This is a genomic window from Prevotella sp. P4-98, from assembly GCF_002251405.1.
Taxonomy (GTDB): Bacteria; Bacteroidota; Bacteroidia; order Bacteroidales; family Bacteroidaceae; genus Prevotella.
The window spans coordinates 66,944-90,501 of the sequence record NZ_NPJC01000058.1; the positions used below are offsets into that span (position 1 = coordinate 66,944).

The 23,558-nt window shown below is 43.9% G+C and carries 17 protein-coding genes, 2 tRNA genes and 1 pseudogene; 17 read left to right on the plus strand and 3 right to left on the minus strand.

What is annotated here, in order from left to right:
* The 10 genes and pseudogenes from CIK96_RS08770 (at position 1) to CIK96_RS08810 (ending at position 13,015) form a co-directional block, all read left to right on the plus strand.
* Positions 1-2,079, plus strand: coding sequence for a dynamin family protein (locus CIK96_RS08770; protein ID WP_094440376.1), 2,079 nt, complete (start codon positions 1-3; stop codon positions 2,077-2,079).
* A gap of 342 nt (positions 2,080-2,421) precedes the next feature.
* The gene (locus tag CIK96_RS08775; protein ID WP_094440377.1) at positions 2,422-3,048 is read left to right on the plus strand and encodes a hypothetical protein; all 627 of its coding nucleotides are present in this window, start codon (positions 2,422-2,424) and stop codon (positions 3,046-3,048) included.
* Positions 3,049-3,065: 17 nt separating this feature from the next.
* A complete protein-coding gene (locus CIK96_RS08780; RefSeq protein WP_094440378.1) occupies positions 3,066-4,049 on the plus strand; it encodes a WYL domain-containing protein in 984 nt (327 codons plus the stop codon).
* 337 nt (positions 4,050-4,386) lie between these two features.
* Positions 4,387-5,655: a DUF3843 family protein gene (locus tag CIK96_RS08785; RefSeq protein WP_254047109.1), complete on the plus strand. Its 1,269-nt coding sequence runs from the start codon at positions 4,387-4,389 to the stop codon at positions 5,653-5,655.
* A complete protein-coding gene (locus tag CIK96_RS13515) occupies positions 5,655-5,843 on the plus strand; it encodes a DUF3843 family protein (protein WP_254047110.1) in 189 nt (62 codons plus the stop codon). The genes CIK96_RS08785 and CIK96_RS13515 overlap by 1 nt, the downstream gene beginning before the upstream one ends.
* Before the next feature lie 409 nt (positions 5,844-6,252).
* Positions 6,253-6,477 (plus strand): annotated as a pseudogene (locus CIK96_RS08790) (helix-turn-helix transcriptional regulator).
* Between the two features lie 168 nt (positions 6,478-6,645).
* Entirely contained in the window at positions 6,646-11,379 is a 4,734-nt protein-coding gene (locus CIK96_RS08795; protein ID WP_094440379.1) for a RecQ family ATP-dependent DNA helicase, read from the plus strand.
* A 104-nt stretch (positions 11,380-11,483) separates the two neighbouring features.
* On the plus strand, positions 11,484-11,612 hold the full coding sequence (locus CIK96_RS13520; protein WP_254047122.1) for an MBL fold metallo-hydrolase RNA specificity domain-containing protein: 129 nt from the start codon (positions 11,484-11,486) through the stop codon (positions 11,610-11,612).
* Between the two features lie 24 nt (positions 11,613-11,636).
* Positions 11,637-12,449: a hypothetical protein gene (locus CIK96_RS08805; RefSeq protein ID WP_094440381.1), complete on the plus strand. Its 813-nt coding sequence runs from the start codon at positions 11,637-11,639 to the stop codon at positions 12,447-12,449.
* A complete protein-coding gene (locus tag CIK96_RS08810) occupies positions 12,446-13,015 on the plus strand; it encodes a metallophosphatase domain-containing protein (RefSeq protein ID WP_094440382.1) in 570 nt (189 codons plus the stop codon). Before CIK96_RS08805 ends, CIK96_RS08810 begins: the two co-directional genes overlap by 4 nt.
* A 52-nt stretch (positions 13,016-13,067) precedes the next feature.
* Here the strand turns inward: CIK96_RS08810 and CIK96_RS08815 are convergent, their stop codons facing one another.
* Together CIK96_RS08815 and CIK96_RS08820 are read right to left on the minus strand one after the other, a co-directional pair.
* Positions 13,068-14,246, minus strand: coding sequence for an ATP-binding protein (locus tag CIK96_RS08815; RefSeq protein ID WP_094440383.1), 1,179 nt, complete (start codon positions 14,244-14,246; stop codon positions 13,068-13,070).
* A gap of 305 nt (positions 14,247-14,551) precedes the next feature.
* Positions 14,552-14,636, minus strand: a tRNA-Ser gene (locus tag CIK96_RS08820).
* 101 nt (positions 14,637-14,737) lie between these two features.
* On the opposite strand from CIK96_RS08820, the gene CIK96_RS08825 reads away from it, so the two are divergent.
* Positions 14,738-17,290, plus strand: a complete 2,553-nt coding sequence (locus CIK96_RS08825) for an endonuclease MutS2 (protein WP_094440384.1) — start codon at positions 14,738-14,740, stop codon at positions 17,288-17,290.
* A 792-nt stretch (positions 17,291-18,082) separates the two neighbouring features.
* Here the strand turns inward: CIK96_RS08825 and CIK96_RS08830 are convergent.
* A tRNA-Thr gene (locus tag CIK96_RS08830) sits at positions 18,083-18,156 on the minus strand.
* Between the two features lie 694 nt (positions 18,157-18,850).
* Here CIK96_RS08830 and CIK96_RS08840 point away from each other — a divergent pair.
* The 6 genes from CIK96_RS08840 to CIK96_RS08865 are packed head-to-tail and all read left to right on the plus strand — an operon-like array spanning position 18,851 to position 23,341.
* Positions 18,851-19,378 (plus strand): DUF4199 domain-containing protein, encoded by a 528-nt coding sequence (locus CIK96_RS08840; protein ID WP_094440385.1) that lies wholly within the window; start codon positions 18,851-18,853, stop codon positions 19,376-19,378.
* 37 nt (positions 19,379-19,415) lie between these two features.
* Positions 19,416-20,384, plus strand: coding sequence for a glycosyltransferase family 2 protein (locus tag CIK96_RS08845; RefSeq protein ID WP_094440386.1), 969 nt, complete (start codon positions 19,416-19,418; stop codon positions 20,382-20,384).
* Positions 20,385-20,388: 4 nt separating this feature from the next.
* Positions 20,389-20,928 carry a DUF6452 family protein gene (locus CIK96_RS08850; RefSeq protein WP_254046793.1) on the plus strand — a complete coding sequence of 180 codons (540 nt, stop codon included), beginning with the start codon at positions 20,389-20,391 and terminating at the stop codon, positions 20,926-20,928.
* On the plus strand, positions 20,879-21,574 hold the full coding sequence (locus CIK96_RS08855; RefSeq protein ID WP_094435677.1) for a DUF6048 family protein: 696 nt from the start codon (positions 20,879-20,881) through the stop codon (positions 21,572-21,574). The genes CIK96_RS08850 and CIK96_RS08855 overlap by 50 nt, the downstream gene beginning before the upstream one ends.
* A gap of 25 nt (positions 21,575-21,599) precedes the next feature.
* On the plus strand, positions 21,600-22,631 hold the full coding sequence (locus CIK96_RS08860) for an FAD:protein FMN transferase (RefSeq protein ID WP_094440387.1): 1,032 nt from the start codon (positions 21,600-21,602) through the stop codon (positions 22,629-22,631).
* A 5-nt stretch (positions 22,632-22,636) separates the two neighbouring features.
* Complete coding sequence (locus CIK96_RS08865; protein ID WP_094440388.1) at positions 22,637-23,341, plus strand: Crp/Fnr family transcriptional regulator; 705 nt, start codon at positions 22,637-22,639, stop codon at positions 23,339-23,341.
* Positions 23,342-23,558: the final 217 nt, after the last annotated feature.

Sequence of the window (23,558 nt, forward strand, 5' to 3'; positions counted from 1 at the left end):
ATGGAACAAAATCTTTTTGAAGAATTTCAAAACAAGAAGAAAAAATTAATATCCTTGGCATTGAAAGCCAAGGAGTTTGGTTGGATTGATGAGAATCGTTGTAAAGAACTCATCGACAAATTGGAGAAAGACATCTTGACGATCGGTGTTATCGGTCAGATGAAGTGTGGTAAATCTACGTTCCTCAATTCTTTTGTTTTTGAGGATACGGTATTGCCTGCTGCAACAACTCCTATGACTGCAGCTCTTTCTGTTATAACTTACGGGGAACAGAAGAAGGTGGTTGCTGAGTTCTATACCAATGATGAGTGGGAAGAGCAGAAGGCTCAAGCTGCTCGTTCGTTGGATGATGTAGCTGGGGATACTATGGCTGAATCCAAAATAAAGGCAGCAAAAGAACTTGTATCTAAAGCTTCAAGACTTGGCTCTAATCTTAGAGATTATTTGGGTAAGACAAAAGAGGATTCTTTCGAAAATATAATTGAGTATGTAGGAGCAGACGGTAAATATGTTTCTATCACTAAATCAGTAAAGATTTACTATCCTAAAGAATACCTCAAGGGTGTTGAAATTGTGGATACTCCGGGATTCAATGACCCTATTGTTTCTCGTGAAGAGCGTACTAAAGAATTCCTCAAAAAGGCAGATGTTGTATTGATGATGCTTTATGCCGGTCGTCCGTTTGATGCAACCGACAGAGATATTATCTTCAAGAATGTTAGTCAATGTGGCATTGGTAAGGTGCTCATTGGTATAAACAAGTATGATATACCGTATTGTAGCGATGTAAACCCTGAGGATGAAGAGCAAATCAAGGATTATGTAAAGTCTGAGATTGCTAAGGCATGTCGTGAGTCAAATGACAATACGTTGTCTGATATTCTGAGTGAGGCAGAACCTATTCCTTTGTCGGCAGAAATGGCTTTGTTGTCAGAGTTGCCAATGTCAAAAGTGAACTCAGAAGAAGCTTTGAGTTTTGCATGGAATCGTCATTGTTCGAATTTCGGTATAGGTTCACAACCGGAAATGCGTAAGTGGAGCCAAATCGATAATTTGGTCAATGCGATTCGCAATTTGATAGATAAGGAAAAGAGTCAAATTCTGTTTGCTAAGCCATTGAATGCTATATATGCAGCAGGCGGAAAGCTTAAGATGGATAACGAGAATGCTCTCAATCAGAAAAAGGCAGAAATAACAATGCTGCAAAGTCCTGATGATGATTTGGAGGAAAGAGAATACAATCTGTCAAAGGCATGTAGACGTTTGGAGAAAAAACTGGGCTTTCTTGAAGATTCTTTGAATGATGACGTAAGAACTCTGGTGAATAATGGTGAAGACATTCTTGAGGACTTAGTGGATTCAGCTTGCAACAAAATGGAAAATGTTGTAGAGACAGATTTTGGACGTTTCACTAAAGTAGAAGCGTTAAACCCTAAATTCGATAAAATAACTTCGAATTTGGTTAATCGTGACATGAAGAGAAAGATGAAGAATCTCCAAGATGAAGGACGTCGTAAGTTTTTGTCGTCAATTCAAGACTTCTTTACTGACGCTGAAGATATCTTGTTAAAGTATCTTCCTGACATTGATACCCGAGATTTCATTAAAGATTTACAAGGAAAGATGAAACTTGATCTGGATAATGTTTCTTTGTTCAGTAAAGAAGGTGAGGAGGTGACAGATGATGGCTGGTTGGATTTTATCGGTGATCTTCTTGGTAACTTCATTAATGGAATGAGCTTTGGTCTTGCTGGTGTGATAGGAAGAGCACTTACACATAACTCAACCAAGATAGACTTGTTGAATTTAATTAATAGCAAACGTGACAGTTTTGATTGTAGAGATTCATTGCAAGGTGCTTTTGCTAATAAGGATAAAGTCATCAATACTATAAGGCAAAAACTAATTGAAGGCATGTTAAATCCTCTCCAAGAAAAGGTTGAGGAAATCCGAAATGGTAAGGTAAACAAGGAGCTTAAATTGGAGGAAGCCAAGGCTGCCTTAGATGGTTTGCTTGAGAAGAAGACAATACTGGAAGCACAGTTGGAAGAGGTAACCTCTTTAAAGAATGCGATCTAATGTTCTTGTGTAAAGTGGGTATGGCGTGAAAGCCATACCCACCTATAATCTATTGATTTATCAAGCACACAATTTTCCTAACAAATCATATCGCTTATGCTTAGAGGAGTATGTACTTTTGTCTGCGATGATTGCGGACATAGATTCAAGGGGATGGATTGCGAGTGGATGGCAACAGCCTATACTGCTCCTGTAAAATGCCCAAAGTGTGACAGTATGCACACTTATCCATCAAGTTATAATATAGCTTTTCCACTTGGCGGATTGTTTGGCTTGAAAAAGACTTTTTATCGAAAGATATGGAAAAGCATCGATGAGAGGAATAAAACTGACAAATAGCCTATGAATAGTAACATTTTCTTTCAGCCTTTCGTTGGCAAGGATTATGCCAACGGAGGCATCTTTGGCAAGCGAATCATGATATTGGGCGAGAGTCATTATTGTGAAGAGGAATGTGTGGATTGTGGAGATTGCCGTCTGCATCGGGAGTGTATGGACTTTACGCAGCACGTGCTTGATGATTATCTCAATGAGAATAAGGAACGACAGAACTGGATGCGGACTTTCTTGAAGTTTGAGCGTTCGTTAGTGGGAGAGGAGACCAATCAAGCGATGAGGCTGAAGATTTGGAACTCGGTGGTATTCTTCAACTATCTGCAAGTGGCGATGGGTGGTCCTCGCGAGGCTGGTACTGCCGAACAATATCAACAGGCAGGCAAGGAATTCTTTGAGGTCATCGAAAAGTATCAGCCTGAGTACATCATCGTATGGGGCAAGAGGCTTTGGAACAATCTTCCTAATGTGCGCTGGCACGATGGTGACGACATCGTAGTGGATGGTTATCCTGTTGCTACAGGTGCTTATCTTCTGAGTAATGGCAAGCAGGTGAAAGTGATGGCGGTGAATCATCCTTCCGTAGGTTACTCTTGGGACTATTGGTATCGGGTGATACAAAGATTTTTGGAGTAATAAGCAAAGAACGTGCTATGGACAATCGTGTGAAATTCTATAGTTGGCTGATAGGCCTCTTGGATAGTGCGCATCTTACCTTTGAGGAGATTGCTGATGAATGGAAGGAAGCCCATGCTAATCAGGATAACAATGTGCTGGACAAGCGTACCTTTCATCGTTATCGTGAAAATATCCAGTCGCAGTTTGGCATTACTGTGGAATGTAACAAGAGCAACGGCTATCGGTATTATCTGAAGCGTGATCCCGTGGATGACGATGATGTAACGGAATGGATGCTGAGTTCCCTACGGCTGGCTTCGTTAGGTGATATGCTGAAGTATCACAATAAGGTGATGCTCGATACGCCGCCATACAACACGGAATATCTGGATGAAATTCTTTCTGCGATAGATAAGCAATATCTGCTGAAGTTTAAATACGTTTCGGGGTTCGGAGCAGAGAGCGATATCGTGCTACAACCGGCTTTCGTGAGATATTTCAAACGACGGTGGTACGTTGTGGGGGTTAAGAAACAACGTTCGGCGTCCGAAGGGAAAGCCAATTCAAGTGCAGAGGTAGATGTGAGAAAACTCGTTCGCTGTCTTCCTTTCGACCGCATCAGTTTCCTGAAGCTTATTTGCGAGAAGCATCCGTTGCCGGCAAAGATGAAGAAGTTCCTGACTCCAGAGAATTATTATGAAGATTGCTTTGGCATCTATCGGATGGAAAATGTGCCCGTGGAGAAAATCCGTATCCGTGCCTTCTATCCGGAATACAATTATATCGAGGAGGTTCCACTGCACGAGAGCCAGCAGAAAGTAAAGGAGTCGAAAGATGGAATGTATCGGGAATATACCCTCACCCTTCGTCCCAGCCGTGATTTCCTTCAGGAACTGTTGTGGCATGGCAGAAATATCATCGTACAGGAACCCGAGAGTCTGAGGCAGGAGATGATTGGTATCTTAAAGGATATGACGAAGAGTTATGAGACGGGCGAATGCCTGAATGGGGAGGAATAAGGGCTTAATGTTTCTCTCCTGGAAAATGGAAAATTCAAGGGGCTAAGCTATATTACTAACCTATATAAGGTAAAGGGTGTCCCAAAACTCAAGGCCCCCCTTAAAATTATCATAAATTAAGAATCCTGTGGTTATTGGTAACTACTCATCACCTCTAGACATGAGTAGTTACCGGATTCCAGAAACAAGTTAAAGATATATAAAAACAGCACAGTTTGTTCCTGTCCTTGCCAAGAAATGCATAATTTTGAATGAAATAAAGAAAACGAACGAAGACTTTTTTGTATAAGAAAAGCTACCGTTTGATAAACCAATCACTCATCATCATCATTTAGAAATGAAGCGAACTATATTCCCACAAGATTTTTCTCAATACTATCCTATTGGGATTCAGCCATGTCGCATGTATGTGGATGTTGCCAATCGTATTTATGATAAAATTAGAGACGTGGACATCAATTTGCCTGATGCTAATAAACTAAAGAAAGAGATTGCCATCAATGCAGCAATATACTTTGAGGACAAGATGTCTGACATCGGCCTGTGGAATGCGTTTGTAAATAAACACATGCTCACATACCAACGCCCATTGCCCTTCTTTGACGATTTTAAGGTTCTTGATAAGAACGAAGTAAATGCCAAAGAGGTGGAACTATTGATATGGCTTGCACTGTCTCGAAACTTCAGCAACCGTTTTCTCAATCCTTTAGCAATGGGAGAGTACACAGCAAATATCATTATGGAAGTGCTGAACGAGGATGACGATGTAGATATAAACGATTCTTTGTATGATTATATATACAACACAGACAAAGCCAATGATTATTTCAAGTTGAAGCCTGTACTGATATGGCTTCGCCAATCCTATCTTCTTTATTCTCCTTTGTCAGAAGAAAGGTTTGAGGAGTGTTTATTCAGATATTCAACAATAACTAAGAAAAGTGATGCTGTATATTATGCTGAAACATTTTTCTCCATGGACTCCGAGATTGGCCCAATGGCAGTATTGCCCCATCTATGGCTGGCAGATATGTATTTCGACCATAACATGCAGAAGGAAGCTAAGAATCTAACGAACCTTGAATATTGTCTGCCAGATATGTTTGAGGTAATTGAGGCAGATGCTACATATACTTTATTGAAGAACTCAAAAGACGAAGAGTATAGACTGAAGAATGAATATTCAGATATTTTCCGTAAAGGCGCTTATCTTTATTCAGCACTTGTAAAATATGCTAATAATGACTGGGAGATTAATGGTGGAGTATTGAGCTCAACAAAAGAAAACTATGACAAAATGCGTATGCGTCAGGCAGAATTAAAGAAATCTTACGAGCTTGTCTATCCTTTATACATGAAACGAACAGGAGGCAAACGCCTTGCATTCTTAGAGAACATACAACAATTGCAAGAATGGTTGAAGAAGATTTCACCTGAAATGGATATGACAGAGGTTTGTGATCATTTGCCAAGCGGTCCGCAGGTCGCTTTTATCTCAAAAAAGGCAGGAATAATTCTTGCCCCCAATATTATTCATGCAATAAAATGTAGCGACATTCCTATTATAGGAAATGTGATGCACAGACATTGCAGCAAGAATCGATAGTGGCTATAATCAATACAGAAGCAGTACACCCAGAATTGCTACATTATCTGCTTGATAACGACATGTTGCAAGATGCTGATTTAAGTAAAAATTTTCCAAGTGAGTTGGACAAGAATATCTTTAAACGCAATATCGATTTCGTTGCACGCCAACATCGCAGACACCTTTATCATGACAATGATTTTTGATTAGTAATAACAAGCCTTAATAATTACTTGACTAATTCAAAATTTCATGTACCTTTGCAAGAAAGGACATTATCGGAATAAATGAGCCCGTCTTTAGACGTCCCAACGTTGGTATCCGACAATGTCTTTTCTTCGTTCACGGCTTGATTATAGTAAAACATTTCGTCATTATAATGTTGGATAAGCACATTTGATGATTACTGAGTCGAGCCATTATCTTTGGCACAACTTTATTCGTAGATATAATCTTTATCTGGATAAAGTGACTACGGTTTCTGTTGACTTTGAGAAAATCTCCATATGGTTTGATAGCAGAAACTCGTAAAAACATGGTTTTAGAGAAAAACCTAAGATATTTGGCAGGAAATGAAAATTTCTCATTATCTTTGTAGCATAAAAACACAATTGTATGGAAGATGTAAACAGAATTAAATTGGTTCTCGTAGAGAAAAAACGTACCAGCAAATGGCTGGCAGAGTAGCTCGGTGTTAACCCCTCGACTGTCAGCAAGTGGTGTACGAACTCTTCCCAACCAGACCTTGCGTGTATATTAAAGATTGCAGATCTACTGGAAGTTGACTTAAAAGAACTCTTTGTGAGAGAGTACAAACAATATCTCCTTTCTCAGAAGTAAAATATACTTCGGTAGAACTATCGTAGCAAAGGACAAATAAGGGCGTACACGTAGATGTAGGACAGGCCTTCGACATCCTTTTAGGAGAGGCTAAACCAAAGGCAAAAAGAGACCAATAACACCCAAGAAGAGAGTAAGATAAAAGTAAAACAATAAAAAAGTGAAGATATGATAGCATTCATTGATACGGAGGTGAATCCGCAGACGAAGAAGGTGGCGGATTACGGGGCAGTGAGGGAGGATGGTGCGGTGTTGCACTCTCACTCCAAGGCTGACTTCGATGCCTTTGTGTCAAGATGCGATACAATATGTGGACACAATATCATCAATCATGACCTGAAATATACCGCGTTAAGGGGAAATCCGACGATTGTGGATACGCTATTCCTGTCGCCGTTGCTGTTCCCTAAGCGACCTTATCACCACTTGGTAAAGGACGATAAGTTGCAGGTGGATGAACTGAACAATCCCGTGAATGATGCGATAAAGGCTCGTAACTTGCTGAATGACGAAGTGGCGGCTTGGAATCAGTTATCACCCTATAGACAGAAAATCTACTATTACCTGTTGAATGAAACTAAAGAGTTCGGAGGTTTCTTTAAGCATATCGGATATTCGCCAAATGTAAGTTGGATATCATCAATATTTGCATCTAAACCGGATTGGATACAATTAATTCTGAAGGAATACGATGGGAAGATATGCAAACATGCAGACTTCTACACCTTGGTCAAGCAGTATCCCATAGAGTTGGCCTATTGTTTGGCTGTGATTGGCGCTGACGACATCTTTTCGATAACTCCAGCATGGGTGATACGCAACTATCCACAGGTGGTGAATGTGATGAACATACTGTGCAATACGTCTTGCGGAGATTGTGAGTATTGTCATCAACGGTTGAATGCGCACTACGGACTGAAAGAGTTTTTTGGTTATGGTGAGTTTCGTATTTTTGATGGCGTTCCTATGCAGCAACAAGCTGTGGAGGCGGCCATCCGTGGCGAGTCGTTACTGACGATTTTCCCAACGGGAGGCGGCAAGTCGCTGACTTTCCAGTTACCCGCTTTGATGGCTGGAAGGAATACACATGGGTTGACCGTAGTTATTTCACCATTACAGTCGCTGATGAAAGACCAAGTGGACAACCTCGCGGAACGTGGTATTAGCGACGCGGTGACCATCAACGGATTATTAGACCCTATCGAACGGGCAACTGCTATCGAACAGGTGGCTGACGGAACAGCCAATCTGCTCTATATTGCTCCAGAAATGTTGCGTAGCAAGACCATTGAGCGTCTGTTGATGGGACGCCATGTTGTTCGCTTTGTGATAGATGAGGCCCACTGCTTCTCTGCATGGGGGCACGATTTCCGTGTGGACTACTTGTATATCGGTGATTTCATTCGCCAGTTGCAAGAAAAAAAACAATTGAAACGGCCTATTGCGGTATCGTGTTTTACAGCAACAGCCAAACAAAAGGTTATTAGCGACATTTGTGACTACTTCAGGGCAAAGTTGGGCTTGGAACTGAAAGTGTTTGCCGCTAATGCTGAGCGTAAAAACCTGCGCTATTCTGTGCTTCACGCTGATACGGCTGATGAGAAATATAACCTATTGCGCTCATTGATTCTTGATCATAACTGCCCCTCGATAGTGTATGTTTCTCGTACTCGACGAACCCGTGAATTGGCACAGCATTTGGTCAACGACGGCATACGTGCCTTGCCTTTCAACGGAAAGATGGAGGCTGCGGAGAAGATTAAGAACCAGAATGCTTTTATGAGTGGCGATGCACAGGTGATTATAGCCACGTCTGCCTTTGGAATGGGGGTTGACAAGAAAGACGTAGGGTTGGTGGTTCACTATAACATCAGCGACTCTTTGGAAAATTATGTGCAGGAAGCTGGACGTGCTGGACGAGACCCGCAGATGCAGGCTGAATGCTTTGTATTGTATGCAGACAGCGACCTCGACAAGCACTTTATTCTCCTTAACCAAACCAAACTTAGTATCAGCGAGATTCAGCAGGTTTGGAAAGCCATCAAGGATCTTACAACAAAGCGAGATAAGGTAAGTTGTTCGCCATTGGACATTGCACGCCAGGCTGGATGGGGAGACGAAATAGATGACATAGAAACCCGAGTGAAAGCTGCCATTGCGGCCCTTGAAGATGCTGGATTCATACAACGTGGCAGTAATTCACCGCATGTGTTTGCTACGGGCATTGCTGTGAAGAATATGGATGAAGCCCGCCGCAAGCTAACCATCTCACCTCTCTTTGATGAGCAGTCACGCGAGGAAGCAGCTCGTATTATCAAGTCGTTAATAAGTGCTCGTGCAACAGCTGAAGGAAGAGGTGCTGAGGCTGAAAGTCGGGTTGACTATCTGGCAGACATCCTTGGTATGAACAAGGCGACTGTCATTCGCAATATCAATCTGATGCGGCAGAATGGTATTCTAGCTGACAGCCGCGATATGCAGGCATGGATTACCAAGAGTACGACGGTGAGGAACCTTGATACCATACTACGATTGGAGCAGTTTATGTTACAACAATTTTCAGAAGAATCACGTCGGTTTAGCTACAAGGAATTAAATGAGGAGGCTCAGAAGGCCGGAATGACTTACTCCAATGTCAAACGACTGAGGATGTTACTGCACTTCATGACGCTGAAAGGGTACATTTACAAACAGGAGCACAGCATTACTGGTTATGTCAACATAAGACTTCAGTCATCAATGGAGGTAAAAAAAGCTCGATTTGAACGACGGATGGATATTTGCAGGTTTGTCGTGGATCGTTTGAGTACACAAAAAGACAGCAACAAGGATATGATACTTATCAACTTTTCTGTTATAGAACTACTCCAGCAGTTCATTGCCAGTCGCCGGGAAACGATGTTTTCGGACAATGATAAGCCCACAATTGCAGACATCGAAGAAGCACTGCTATATCTTACCAAAACGGAACTGATGAAGATTGAAGGCGGATTTATCGTTCTCTATAATACCATGCAAATTGGACGTCTCGTAGCAACACGTACCAGATATGGCAAAGAGCAGTATCGTTTGTTGGATGAATTCTATAAACAACGCATTCGCCAGATTCATATCGTAGGCGAATATGCCAATCTGATGGTTCGTGACTACAATGCAGCGTTGCGTTTCGTCAACGACTACTTTACAATGGACTTCCGCAAGTTCATCAAACAGTATTTCAAAGAAGAGCGCAGGGCGCAGATTGACCAGAACATCACTCCAGCCAAATACAACAAACTCTTTGGCGAACTCTCTAACCGCCAATGCGAGATTATCGACGACAAGGAGTCGAAATATATCGTTGTCGCAGCAGGTCCGGGAAGCGGAAAGACGCGGGTACTGGTGCACAAGTTGGCCTCGCTGTTGCTGCTGGAGGATGTGAAGCACGAGCAACTGTTGATGCTCACTTTCTCAAGAGCTGCGGCAACTGAATTCAAGAAACGACTCATAGAATTGGTGGGTAATGCCGCACATTATGTGGACATCAAGACCTTCCATTCCTATAGTTTCGACCTTGTTGGCAAGCAGGGCAGTCTGGATGAGGCGAAAGATGTGGTACGCCTTGCGGCAGAGATGATTGAAAATGGTGAGGTAGAAGCATCGAAGATTGCCAAGAGCGTGCTTGTCATTGACGAGGCGCAGGATATGGGACAGGATGACTTCCGATTGGTGCAGGCTCTGATGCGCCAGAACGAGGAGATGCGAGTCGTTGTTGTGGGTGATGACGACCAGAACATCTATGGTTTCCGCGGTTCCGACTCACGATACATGTTGTCGCTCGTCGAGCAAGAAGGTACTAAGACTACGATTGGGCGAACACAGAGTGAGCAGACTCGACCGAAGATCAAGTTGTATGAGATGACAGACAATTATCGTTCTGCAAAAGCGGTAGTTGATTGTGCCAACCGCTATGTACTACGGATACCTGGCCGTTTGAAGCATACTTCCATACAATCAGCGACAGGGGAAGATGGCAAGGTGATGACTTTGAAGTCACTTTTAGATGCAGAAATAAAGGTAGAGGGAAGTACCGCGATACTAACCCGTACCAACGAGGAAACAATGCAGGTTGCCTACGAGTTGGGGCAGCGAGGATTGCATGCCACAATTGCGCAGTCGATGGGAGGTTTCCGTTTTGGAAATCTTGCAGAAGTGCGTTACTTCCTTAAACAGTTGGGCGGGAAAGGTGATGTGATTCTTTCAAAGGAGAGGTGGCAAGAAGCCAAACAGCGTACACTGGAAACCTATGCGGCAAGTTCTTGTCTCAGTATTATGCGGCATTTCTTTTCAGACTTCGAGATAACGCACAAATTCTATTATCGTAGTGATTTGCGTGAATACATCTTTGAGTCGAATATTGAAGATTTCATTGCAGCTGATGATAAGTCTGTATTTGTGAGCACTATCCACAAAGCAAAGGGTCGTGAGTTTGATACTGTGTATCTCTTGTCGCCAATACCTGATGGGAGGGATATCAATGATATGCGGACTTATTACGTGGGGCTCACTCGTGCAAAACGAAACCTGTATCTTGTTACGAATCCTCCCAAGGAGTATTCATCAATATCCATTGCATTGAATATGCATGATGTCTGGCTTGACTTCTTCAAGGAGCGCAAGAATGTTGTGCTTCGTCTCAGAAGCGGTGACAGTTTGCAATACAAGGATGGCTATTTATTAAATGAAGATGGCATCAATGTCGCGGCGCTCTCTGTCTCTGGCAAGGATAAATTGAAAGCCTGGACGGATAAAGGCTATGAGGTGACAAGTGCGAATGTGATTTATACGTTGGCTTGGAAGCCCCAAAACTATAATACGGAATATGCAGTTTGTTTGGCAAATGTGGTCTTATCTAAAAAATAAAAATTCCCCAGGAAGAAACACTTCTCATCTACTCTTCTTGGGATGGTTATTACAAGGATCCAGAGCAGGTGAAAGCCAACCCAAAGTACAAGGAGTTCCGTGGTATGTTCCACAATGTAGTGGACATACACACCTCTGGTCATGCTGACCGCCAGACAATCGAGAAAGTAATCAAAACAGTTAATCCAAAAGAAGTTATCTGCATACACAAGGAAGCAAATGCAAAAATATAAGTAAGTGTACAGAATTAAATTGATATGGAAAGACAGTTGTTAAAAGACACGTGTGTTCGAGAAAATGGAGGAAGTCGCTATGCCGAATTATTTTGCAGTCTCTCTAAACTACACGAGGATGAACTTGATGATGGGAGTGGTAATGCATTAGAAGAATTCAAGTACATTGATTCCTCTACTGCATTGGGAGTCAACTTCTTTCTTCTGTATGAACAAATTCATCCTAAAGCCAATATAATTTTCGAGTGGGATAAAAGTTCTCCGTTGAAGGTCGGTGGCAAATCAAATATAGACATTAGAATACAAGAAGACAAGATAATCACTTTTTACGAGTCAAAATTTCTTGAACCATATTATATGTGCAATTCACGGTTCACAGAATCTTACTCCCTAAAAGAGAACTACTATGACCACTGGAAGTTTACTGACGAAGAACTGGTAAGTATATTAAGGGATTTTCAGTCTTTCACTTATTATAATGCATCACAGTTATTCCGTCATCTGCTTGCAATAGTAAATCATATTGTACATAATAAGGATCTTTATAAGGACATTACATCAGTTGTCCTAAATAGCATCTCATGGAAAATGGAAGATGAATACCTTAACCTGCTTAATCTGTCACGCAGGTCAAGAAGTTATGCAATCAAACGGATGAACATCCTTAAACAAGAAGAAACGGATGTTAAAGATATGATTCAAAGATTTATAGATCATTATGTCACAGATATTATTCCAAAGGATATAACATTGTCATTTGAGACAAGCACGTACAATAACAATGTTAGTTTGATTAATAACCATAAAGAGTTCAAAAACCGTTATTTCATACGATGAAAATTCTTCAAATCTCAGACACCCACAACAGACATAATGAACTGACCAATCTTCCAGAAGCTGATGTTATCATCCATTGTGGCGACTTCACAGAACAAGGCACAGAGGAAGAGGTTCTTGACTTCTTGAACTGGTTTATAGAATTGCCTTACAAGCACAAGATATTCGTCACCGGAAATCATGATTTGTGTCTATGGGATGCTGAAGGTATAGAAGACCTTCCCGACAATGTTCATTTCCTTCAAGACAGAAGTTGTGAAATAGAGGGTATTCGCTTCTTTGGATTGGCATACAATCATCCGGAAAGGCACATTCCCAATGATGAAATAGATGTCCTTGTGACCCATGAACCGCCCGTAATGATCCTTGATGAATCATCGGGAACCCATTGGGGCAATGCACCTCTAAGGAACAGAGTGTTTGAGATTAAGCCCAAGTATCACTTGTTTGGTCATGCACACGATGCTTTTGGCACAGAAAAGCAAGAAGGAATTGTCTTTTCGAATGCTGCCATGCTCGATGACAATTATAAATCTCGACGAAAAGGCAAACTTTTTATTTTATAACGAAGAAGCAGACATCTGGTAATACAATCAGCCAAATGTCTGCTTCCTTGCTTTAGTATAACAATCCAAAGCTCCACAAAGGTAGGAACTGTCCGCTTGCATATTCCGTATCATCACGGACGATGTAAGCGTTCTCCACGTCCTTTACCTGCTTCAGTCCTTTCTTCTTGCCACCCACCTCAAAGGTGTATTCACCAATCTGGAAGTCTGACACTTTGGAAGAGATCACTTCCTGGTTCAGTCTTGTCTGATTGAAGAAGAAGGTCTCGCGGACATTACCGATGTTGGCGTTCTCACCGGTCATGGTATATATCATATTGGTATTGTCAAGATATACCTTCTCGGTCTTGCCCAATCCACGCATACCACCTGTGCAATCACGGAGCTGTCCGATCATTCCTGCTTTCTCCATATACAGCAGGTAATTCGGAATATCGTTGCGACTAACCTTTATCTCATTGGCAAGGGATGATGCCTCTGGCTTGTAAGGAACATTGCTTGCGATGATGCCAAGCATACGGCGAAGTTTTCTGCCTGTTGCAGGTGTCATGTTGGCATACTGCGGTATGTCAACCTCCATGGTCAGACGGATTACCTGCTGAAGGCGCTGCTGGAAGTAGCCTTCGAGTGAGAAAGGATAATATCCCTCGCGAAGATACTGCTCGAACAAAGGAAGAGGATGCTCTACTCCTTCTATCTGTACCTTGCCCTCCAGGACTTCCTTTAAGGAACGTACTGGAGTCTTTATGCCATGGAACAGTTCAAGGAACTCACGGAACGAAAGACCCTGCATGTCGTTGAGAAGAACACGACGGCTAAGGTCGGCTTCACCTTCCAGAATATCCAGAACGGAGGAACCTGTGAAGAACACATGAAGTTTTGGATGGGAGTCGTAGATCTGCTTCAGTTCTGTCGACCATCCCTCGTACTTGTGAACCTCGTCGATGTAAAGCCATTCTCCACCCTCACGGACAAACTGGGCTGCAGTGTCTATGAGCGTGTGGGTTGAGAAATAACTGTGGTCAGCCGAAACATACAGGCTTTTATCCTGGATGTCCTCGGATTGCTCCTTGATGTGCTGGAGAACCATCGTGGACTTTCCTACACCACGAGGTCCCATCAGACCGACAAGTCTTGCCTCCCATGGCAGCTTGTCATACATATAACGCTTGAAGTCAGTTGAAACGAGGTTCAGCTGTTCCTTCATAAATTCAGTCAATGTCAAATCCATAGTAGAATGTATTTAGATGCACCTTGAAAAGTGCAAGTTTAACCTCAATATGCACGATGGGAAGTGCAGATTAAAACACAATATGCACTCTCCAAGGTGCAAATTTAGCACTTTTGAGTTAAATAACCAAGAAAAATCATGTCAAAACACTTTGTTTTATAGAAAATTAGCATAGAAACTGTCAATACAGATTGACAACAGGTACTACCCCCTATAAATGATACTTTATAAGGCTTGATGATACCCTAATTTTTGGATTTAAAATTGGGTGTAAAAAAAAACTCGCTGAAAACCAGCGAGTTTAGCGGAGAGAGAGGGATTCGAACCCCCGGTACCTCTCAGTACGCCGGTTTTCAAGACCGGTGCATTCGACCACTCTGCCATCTCTCCTTGGTCGAAAAGCGAGTGCAAAGGTACGGGTAATTTTTGAATTATGCAAATTTTTCAAGAACTTTTTTGCAAAATAGGGCAAAAATGAGTAATTTTGTGGCATGATTTACCCGAAGAACTTTGAAACCAAGATAGGTTTCGACGAAATACGCACACTGTTGAAAGGCCATTGTCTGAGTACTCTGGGCAAGGAGAAAGCCGATGAAATCGACTTCACTGATGATGCTGACACCATTAATGAATGGATGGAACAGGTGAGAGAATTCCGCCGATTGCAGCAGGAAACGGATTCGTTTCCCCTGAACTATTTCTTTGATGTCAGACAGTCGATAACCCGCATCCGATTGGAAAATACCCATCTGGAGGAGAACGAACTGTTTGATCTGCGCCGGTCATTGGAAACCATCTCGCTGATTGTGACATTCCTCAACAAGAATGAAGGTGACGAAGATAATCCGGAATATCCCTACCCTGCCCTTCATCGATTGGCGGAAGGCGTGCTGACTTTCCCCGCTATGATTCGTCGCATAGACTCTATCCTCGACAAATTCGGGAAAATCAAAGATTCTGCTTCTATGACATTGGCAGGAATACGCCATGAGTTGGCTCAGACCGAAGGTGGAATATCGCGTACCTTATATACTATATTACATGCAGCACAACGCGATGGCCTGGTAGATAAGGACGTGGCACCTACCATGCGCGACGGACGATTGGTGATTCCCGTAGCACCAGGACTGAAGCGTCGCATCAAAGGCATCGTGCACGATGAGAGTGCTACTGGTAAGACGGTGTTTATAGAACCGACAGAGGTGGTGGAAGCCAATAACAAGGTGCGCGAACTGGAAGCAGCCGAACGACGTGAGATTATCCGCATCCTTACGGTATTTACTGCTGAGGTAAGACCTCACGTGCAGGAGATTCTCGACTCATACCAATTCCTGGCGCAGATAGACCTGATACGTGCGAAAGCCGAACTCGCCCAAGAGATGAATGCCTTTGAACCTCAGGTACAGTCGGAGCCTCATCTCGACTGGATCCGTGCCGTTCATCCGTTGTTACAACGCTCTTTAGCCCGACAAGACAAGAAGGTTGTTCCGCTCGACATCATTCTGACACGCGACAAGCGACTGTTGATCATCTCCGGTCCTAATGCCGGTGGTAAGTCTGTATGTCTGAAAACTGTAGGACTGTTGCAGTATATGCTGCAATGCGGTCTGTCAGTTCCGTTGAGTGAACGTTCCACGGTGGGTGTATTCCAAGACATCATGATTGATATTGGTGACGAACAAAGCATTGCCGACGACCTCTCAACCTACTCCAGCCATTTGCTCAATATGAAGAATATGATGCGTCAATCAAACGAACGCACCCTACTGCTCATTGACGAGTTTGGCGGTGGAACCGAACCAGCCATCGGTGGAGCCATTGCCGAAGCCGTACTGAAACAGTTCTGGAAGAAGCAGGCATTCGGTGTGATTACCACTCACTATCAGAACTTGAAGCATTTTGATGAAGACCATGAAGGAGTGATCAATGGCGCCATGCTCTACGATCGCCATCAGATGCAGGCGCTGTTTCAGTTGTCAATCGGTCAGCCTGGTTCTTCGTTTGCCATCGAGATTGCTCGCAAAACGGGTATTCCAGAAGAAGTTATCAGCGATGCCAGCGATATCGTTGGTTCGGAATACATCCAGAGCGATAAATACCTACAGGATATTGTGCGCGACAAACGCTATTGGGAGGGCAAGCGCCAGACCATCCACCAGCATGAGAAATCGTTGGAAGGTCGCATTGCCAAATACGAAAGCCACATTGAAGAGATTGAACAAGAGCGCAAAGCCATTCTGCGTCGCGCCAAGGAGCAAGCCGAAGAACTATTGCGCGAAAGCAATAAGAAGATAGAGAATGCTATCCGAGAAATCAAGGAGGCACAAGCTGAAAAGGAGCGCACCAGACTGGTTCGTGAGGAGTTGAACGAATTCAAGCAACAGGTATTGGAGATTGACACTCGCGAGAAGGATGAGTTGATAGAGCGCAAAATGCGACAGATTCTGGAACGTCGCGAACGCAAGGCTAAGCGCAAACAGGAAAAGAAAGAACAGGCCGCCAATCCCACAGCAACGCCATCGCCTGTATTTACATCAGCAGGAAAACCGAAACAGGAAGCTCCCATCACCGTGGGAAGCAATGTCCGTATCAAAGGACTGAATACGGTAGGTAAGGTGGAGAGCCTGTCAGGCAAGAATGCCGTTGTCATCTTTGGCGACATGAAGACCAAGATGAAGCTGGAACAATTGGAACTTACTGGCAAACAGAAAGAAGCGCCCAAGGCCGAAACTCCCCACGCTGCCTTAGTTGTGCAAACCTCGAAGATGACTCGTAGCACCATAGAAGACCGCAAACACAATTTTCATCAAGATATTGACGTAAGAGGTATGCGTGGTGACGAAGCCGTTGATGCCGTAATGCACTTCATCGACGATGCCATACTGGTGGGAATGTCGCGTGTGAGAATCCTACATGGTACAGGAACGGGAGTTCTTCGCCAACTGATTCGTCAGTATCTAAATACCGTGCCCAACGTGAAGAGTGCGAAAGACGAGCATGTGCAGTTTGGCGGTTCAGGCATTACTGTTGTGGATATAGATTAGACAAGCTATTTTTCCGCTTTTTCTCTTTAACGGTAATGACAATCGCGACAACTTAAACGGCAAAAATATAGTTTTCAAAAAAAATCGACCACTCGACCACCACTATAGCATAATACACTATCATTCAATGTTTTAAGTGGTGGTCGATGACTTTTTATTTACGTGTTTCGACCACACTTCGACCACCAGAGAATATCTTGCCCATGTTTATCAGGACTATTGCCGATGCCTGATAAAATTTTTATCCAACGTTTGATAAAGGTATTATCCAATATTTGATAAAAGTATTATCCAACGTTTGATAAAGGTATTATCCAACGTTTGATAAAAGTCTTATCCAACGTTGACAAAAGTATTATCCAACGTTGACAAGGGCGTTTTCAAACGTTTAGAAAGGGTGTTTTCAAACGTTTAGAAAGGATGTTTTCAAACGTTTGGCAATAAATCTTTGGAACATTGCAGAGAATTGCCGCAAAACGCCACGTACATTCTTAGCCAAATACACACGACAAAAACCTCGTTGTTACTTGGATTTCCCACAGAGATTGCACCATGTGCAACGAGTATTTAACAGATGTTCGATGCACGTAAAGATATAGTCATCTAACACCACTTAAGTCCGTGATCGTATGTCAATTACGACATCATGGTGTTCGATGTTAGCATTTGCAGACTCTCGCGTGTGCGCGTAAAAATATGGTAATCATAAAACGAGAACCCGTTGTGGCTTGAACACTTCAATATAAGAAAAGCAAAACGGACCTCCTGGCATGGAAGTCCGTTCATCATTTGAGCCTCTTGTCGGATTCGAACCAACGACCCCGAGATTACAAATCACGTGCTCTGGCCAACTGAGCTAAAGAGGCGGGTGGGCAAGCTGTCTGTATCGCGCCGCTACAACCAAGTACCTTTGCTACGTTCCCGTCCTGGAGGATTCCGAGGGAGCTGGCCGTACAGGACTTGCCCATTTTTATTGTTTGATTTTTGCCCTAATGGGCGAAATCGGGTGCAAAGGTACTAAAAAGTTTCCAAATAACAGGCATTAGTCGTGATGTTTTTTCGTTTTTAACACTTTTCTAAGCGTTTTTCTAAGTTTCTCCCCCATTTATCTTCAACTTACGACTCTACAGTTGCCCGTATAGCAGAAATAAACAGAGACCGGTTGCCCCTCCTGTATTTCGCATGATTCACCACGACCACAAACCTACAGTCTTAGACTAACGGCACCTAACCTAAAGGTTTTCTTCCTCCTTGAAAGGCAGAGTTCAAGAGAACTTGACTCTGCTCTTTCTTCGTTCGTCAGCTCGGAAATAAAAGAAAAACGAGCTTTTTCTTTGTATTTCGCTCGGTTTGCACTACTCTGGGCTTGACTGCCCCAAGGTAGGCGGCACCTCGGAAATAAAAGAAAAACGAGCTTTTTCTTTGTATTTCGCTCGGTTTGCACTACTTTGGACTTGACAGCCCCAAGGTAGGCGGCACCTCGGAAATAAAAGAAAAACGAGGTTTTTCTTTGTATTTCGCTCGGTTTGCACTACCTTTGCAAACGATATTCGAATATTGATGACACCACAGGAATACGTACAACTGAAAGCGTTTGCTCGCCAAGATGGCGCATTGCTTTCGCTCGTTATGATTGGGGCGTTCGCTTGCTATATAATAGGAATGACGCAACCGCTCCTCACGTTTGTCGCTTTGATGACCATTGCGGCTACACCTTTTTTCGTAGCCAGCCGTCTGCGCCACTATCGCGACTACGGCCGTCAAGGAAGGCTATCGTTTGGACTGGGCTACGCCTATAGCATCCTCACCTTTTTCTATGGCGGTTTGCTACTGACGGCTGCTACTTTCATATACTTTGCCTATCTTGACAATGGCTATCTGATAAGCCAGTTTACAGACATCCTGCAATCTCCTGAAAGCCAACAAGCCATGAAGCTCTACGGCGTTGACCAAGAGATGAACGACAGTTTGCGCATATTGAGCGAACTGCGACCTATCGACTATGCCCTCAACGTGCTGTCGTCGGTCATTCTCTCAGGTTTCTTCTGGGGACTGCCCATTGCTCTGTTTATGCGCAAAAAACAATAGAACACTATATAGATACCAACATAAAAGAATAGAAAAAATGGATATTTCCGTAGTTATACCCTTATATAATGAAGACGAGTCGCTACCTGAACTCCACGCATGGATAGACCGCGTGATGGTGGCCAACAATTTCAGTTACGAGATTATCTTCGTCAACGACGGTTCTACAGACCGCAGTTGGGACGTAATCCGCGAACTGGCTTCTAAATCACAACACGTGAAAGGCATCAAATTCCGCCGCAACTACGGTAAGAGTCCCGCACTCTATTGCGGTTTCAAGGCTGCCCAAGGCGATGTTGTCATTACGATGGATGCTGACTTGCAAGACTCGCCCGACGAGATTCCAGGACTCTACCATATGATAAAGGACGAGCACTATGATCTGGTGAGCGGTTACAAACAGAAGCGCCACGACCCACTTTCAAAAACTATCCCCACCAAACTCTTCAATGCCACGGCACGCAAGGTGAGCGGCATTAAGAACCTTCACGATTTCAACTGCGGGCTGAAAGCCTACCGCCGTGATGTGGTAAAGAACATAGAGGTGTTCGGCGAGATGCACCGTTTCATTCCCTATCTGGCAAAAAATGCCGGTTTCGACAAGATAGGTGAGAAAGTAGTACACCACCAGAAACGCCAGTACGGCAAATCGAAGTTTATGGGATGGAATCGTTTCGTCAACGGTTACCTTGACTTGATGACCCTTTGGTTTCTTGGAACATTCGGCAAAAAGCCGATGCACGTATTCGGTTTCTTGGGCACACTCGTCTTCATGATAGGATTCATATCAGCCTTCATTATCGGAGCCGAGAAACTCTGGGCACTCTATTGCCACATTCCCATGCGATTGGTTACCGACTCACCATTCTTCTACATCGCTCTGACGATGATGATGATTGGTACACAACTGTTCTTGGCTGGATTCCTGGGCGACCTCATCAGCCGTAACAGTGCTGGAAGAAACGACTATCAGATAGAAGAAGAAATAAAAATTGAGCAAGCGTAAAACCATGCAACAGAAGCAACACAATATTCTGAAATACTGTAAGCAAGGCAGCCTCTACTGGCTACCCTGTCTGTTGGTCGCTACTCTACTGGCTATCGCAGGTTGCTCGTCTATCGACTGTCCGGTACAGAACCGTGTATATACGGTCTATAGTCTGAAGAAAGCCAACGGAACAGCCGACACTCTGAAGGTAGATACCCTATCCATCTGCAGCCGACGCGCCGACGGACGCGACACAATACTACAGAACCGCATCACCGGAGTAACTACGTTCGACCTCGACATCAGTTACATCAACCCCGTCGATACACTCCACATGACACTCCTCGACACGATGGGCAATACCTATCGCGACACGATCTGGGTGGAAAAGAGCAACCAACCACATTTCGAATCGGTAGATTGCCAGATTTCCTACTTTCATACTATCCTGTCGGTGAAGTCAACACACCACATCATCGACTCGTTATCCATCAACAATTCCCAAGTCAACTATGACGCATCGAAAGAACATTTCCACTTATATCTCAAGGATCGCTATTAGTCTTCTGCTGATTGTGGCAGCCACCGGCAACGGTAGGGCTCAACAGAAAAACATCATCATACCGGAAGACTCGATACCGATGTTCAGGGGATTTGCCGTTTCCTTCGACCTCGTTGGCCCTGCCATGTTGGCACTCAGCGACCATGGCGAATACGAAGGAGCATTCCGACTGAATCTCCACGACCAATGGTTTCCCATCGTAGAGGTGGGTTACGGTAAAGCCAACCACGAGAACGATGAGGTGACGGGCATTACCTACAAGACCGGAGCGCCCTACTTCCGCATCGGTATGGACTGGAATCTGCTGAAGAAGAAACATGGCCCCAATCGTCTGTATGGCGGTTTCCGCTATGCTTTCACCTCTTATAAAGTAGATATAATGCGAGGCGAAATGGACGACCCCGTATGGCAAGGAAGTAATATCGTTGACATCCAAGACATGCAATGTTCGCAACATTGGCTGGAAGCAGTATTCGGCATTGATGCTAAAATCAGCGGTCCCATCCATCTGGGATGGAATGTGCGCTACAAACGACGCATAGCCCACAACGACGGAACAGCAGGACAAACCTGGTATATTCCTGGTTTCGGTACCTATGGCGACACTCGAATTGCCGCTAATTTCAACGTGATTATCGACATTTAAAACAATACAAACTATCCCTGAAACCATGTCTGCAAAAAACAAGAAACGCCTGATTTGGCAAATACCATTCCTCGCCGTACTCATCATCGGCACCGTGCTGATTATCCGGCAACAGCAAAACATGCCCTACCTCACCAACAAAGGTTTTATATTCGGCACTACTTACAGCATCACCTACCAGTCGGATCAAGACTACGAAAAGGAAATACTTGCAGAACTCAACAAGGTTGACGCAGCCCTGTCGATGTTCAACAAAAGCTCCATCATTTCCAATGTCAACAACAACAAGGACATGAAGGTCAACAACATGTTTCTTGAAGTATTCAATCTGGCACAAACCATATCAGAAAACACCGAAGGAGCATTCGACATCACCGTAGCGCCACTGGTCAACGCATGGGGGTTCGGCTTCAAAAGTGGAAACATGCCCACCCGCCATCAAGTAGATTCCATCCTGCAATTCATAGGCTACAGAAAGGTTTCTATCGACCACATGAAAGTGAAAAAAGCCGACCCTCGACTGATGCTCGACTGCTCTGCCATTGCCAAAGGCTACGGAGTGGATGCCGTGGCAAGACTGTTGAAGAAAAAAGGCGTGAACAACTTCACGGTAGAGATAGGTGGCGAGATTGCCACACGTGGTGTCAGCGCACGAAGAGCACCATGGCGCATCGGGGTGGTAAAACCAACGGAAGACTCTTTGCTCTACAACAACGAATACCAAACAATCCTCAACTTGAGCGATATTGCCATGGCCACCAGCGGCAACTACCGCAACTTCTATTACAAAGGCGGCAGAAAATATGCACACACCATCGACCCAAAGACGGGATATCCCGTACAGCATAGTCTGTTGTCGGCTACCGTCCTTGCCAACACCTGTGCTGAAGCGGATGCCTATGCCACAGCATTTATGGTGATGGGGATGGAAGGGGCCAAGCAGATACTGGAAAAGGAAAAACAGCTGATGGCCTACTTCATCTATACAGACGAAAAGGGAAAAATTGCTGTATGGTACTCACCTGAGATGAAAAACAAAATAGAGCAACTACCCTAAGCAACATGCCCGCCATACACCTCTACGATAAGCTGTTACAATTTCCCCTATTCCAAGGCATGAGCCATTCGGAACTCATGGAGGTTGTGGCACACACACGTATCGGATTCCATAAATATCCCGCAGAGAAAACACTATGGACTGCTGGAAGCCGATGCGAACAATTGGTGTTTCTCATCAACGGGCAATTGAAGTCAGAACACTTTTCCGGTCCACGACCCTGTCGGGTTGTCGAACAACTATCTGCACCCTATGTGCTTGAACCCGAACGACTCTATGGTGTGGAACAACACTACCAACACACCTACTCCACGCTGACCGACACCAATATCCTTACCATCGACAAAGCAGAAGTGCGTCTGCTGATGGAAACACAACTGGTGTTCCGCCTCAACTATGTCAATCTGCTTGCCACCACCTGCCAGCGGTACGACAACCGAACACGTCAATCGGCGCCAAAAGATCTTCGTGAACGACTCATTCGCTATTTCTTCTCGCAATGTCAATACCCCGCAGGCCCCAAAACGTTCCATATCCTCATGCGACAGTTGGCAGAAATGATTGACGCCAGAGTGCGCGACATTTCACAAACGCTCAACCAAATGCAAACGGAAAACCTACTCTCCCTTCATCGCGGCCGCATCGTCATTCCCTTGATAGAAAGACTTCTGATGTGGAACACGACCGCTACAGAAGGGAATGACCTTTGAAACAAAAATACATCATCACAACGACAGTTTACAACTGAAGGTTGGTAAGAAGCCTAACGGCATCATGATAACATAAAAACGTTTTATCAAGGAAATGTCTCCCAACAAGTTCCCATAATCAAGCAAAATATTGAGACTTACATGGGACTCACATGGGACTCACATGGGAAATACTATATAGGCAGAAAGCTGATTATAAACAGAAAGCATCCCGAAC

What these genes read in the sequence shown, in the direction of transcription:
- CIK96_RS08770 (WP_094440376.1), top strand. Translation starts at nt 1, where the DNA reads ATGGAACAAAATCTTTTTGAAGAATTTCAAAACAAGAAGAAAAAATTA.
- CIK96_RS08775 (WP_094440377.1), top strand. Translation starts at nt 2,422, where the DNA reads ATGAATAGTAACATTTTCTTTCAGCCTTTCGTTGGCAAGGATTATGCC.
- CIK96_RS08780 (WP_094440378.1), top strand. Translation starts at nt 3,066, where the DNA reads ATGGACAATCGTGTGAAATTCTATAGTTGGCTGATAGGCCTCTTGGAT.
- CIK96_RS08785 (WP_254047109.1), top strand. Translation starts at nt 4,387, where the DNA reads ATGAAGCGAACTATATTCCCACAAGATTTTTCTCAATACTATCCTATT.
- CIK96_RS08795 (WP_094440379.1), top strand. Translation starts at nt 6,646, where the DNA reads ATGATAGCATTCATTGATACGGAGGTGAATCCGCAGACGAAGAAGGTG.
- CIK96_RS13520 (WP_254047122.1), top strand. Translation starts at nt 11,484, where the DNA reads ATGTTCCACAATGTAGTGGACATACACACCTCTGGTCATGCTGACCGC.
- CIK96_RS08805 (WP_094440381.1), top strand. Translation starts at nt 11,637, where the DNA reads ATGGAAAGACAGTTGTTAAAAGACACGTGTGTTCGAGAAAATGGAGGA.
- CIK96_RS08810 (WP_094440382.1), top strand. Translation starts at nt 12,446, where the DNA reads ATGAAAATTCTTCAAATCTCAGACACCCACAACAGACATAATGAACTG.
- CIK96_RS08815 (WP_094440383.1), bottom strand. Translation starts at nt 14,246, where the DNA reads ATGGATTTGACATTGACTGAATTTATGAAGGAACAGCTGAACCTCGTT.
- CIK96_RS08825 (WP_094440384.1), top strand. Translation starts at nt 14,738, where the DNA reads ATGATTTACCCGAAGAACTTTGAAACCAAGATAGGTTTCGACGAAATA.
- CIK96_RS08840 (WP_094440385.1), top strand. Translation starts at nt 18,851, where the DNA reads ATGACACCACAGGAATACGTACAACTGAAAGCGTTTGCTCGCCAAGAT.
- CIK96_RS08845 (WP_094440386.1), top strand. Translation starts at nt 19,416, where the DNA reads ATGGATATTTCCGTAGTTATACCCTTATATAATGAAGACGAGTCGCTA.
- CIK96_RS08850 (WP_254046793.1), top strand. Translation starts at nt 20,389, where the DNA reads ATGCAACAGAAGCAACACAATATTCTGAAATACTGTAAGCAAGGCAGC.
- CIK96_RS08855 (WP_094435677.1), top strand. Translation starts at nt 20,879, where the DNA reads ATGACGCATCGAAAGAACATTTCCACTTATATCTCAAGGATCGCTATT.
- CIK96_RS08860 (WP_094440387.1), top strand. Translation starts at nt 21,600, where the DNA reads ATGTCTGCAAAAAACAAGAAACGCCTGATTTGGCAAATACCATTCCTC.
- CIK96_RS08865 (WP_094440388.1), top strand. Translation starts at nt 22,637, where the DNA reads ATGCCCGCCATACACCTCTACGATAAGCTGTTACAATTTCCCCTATTC.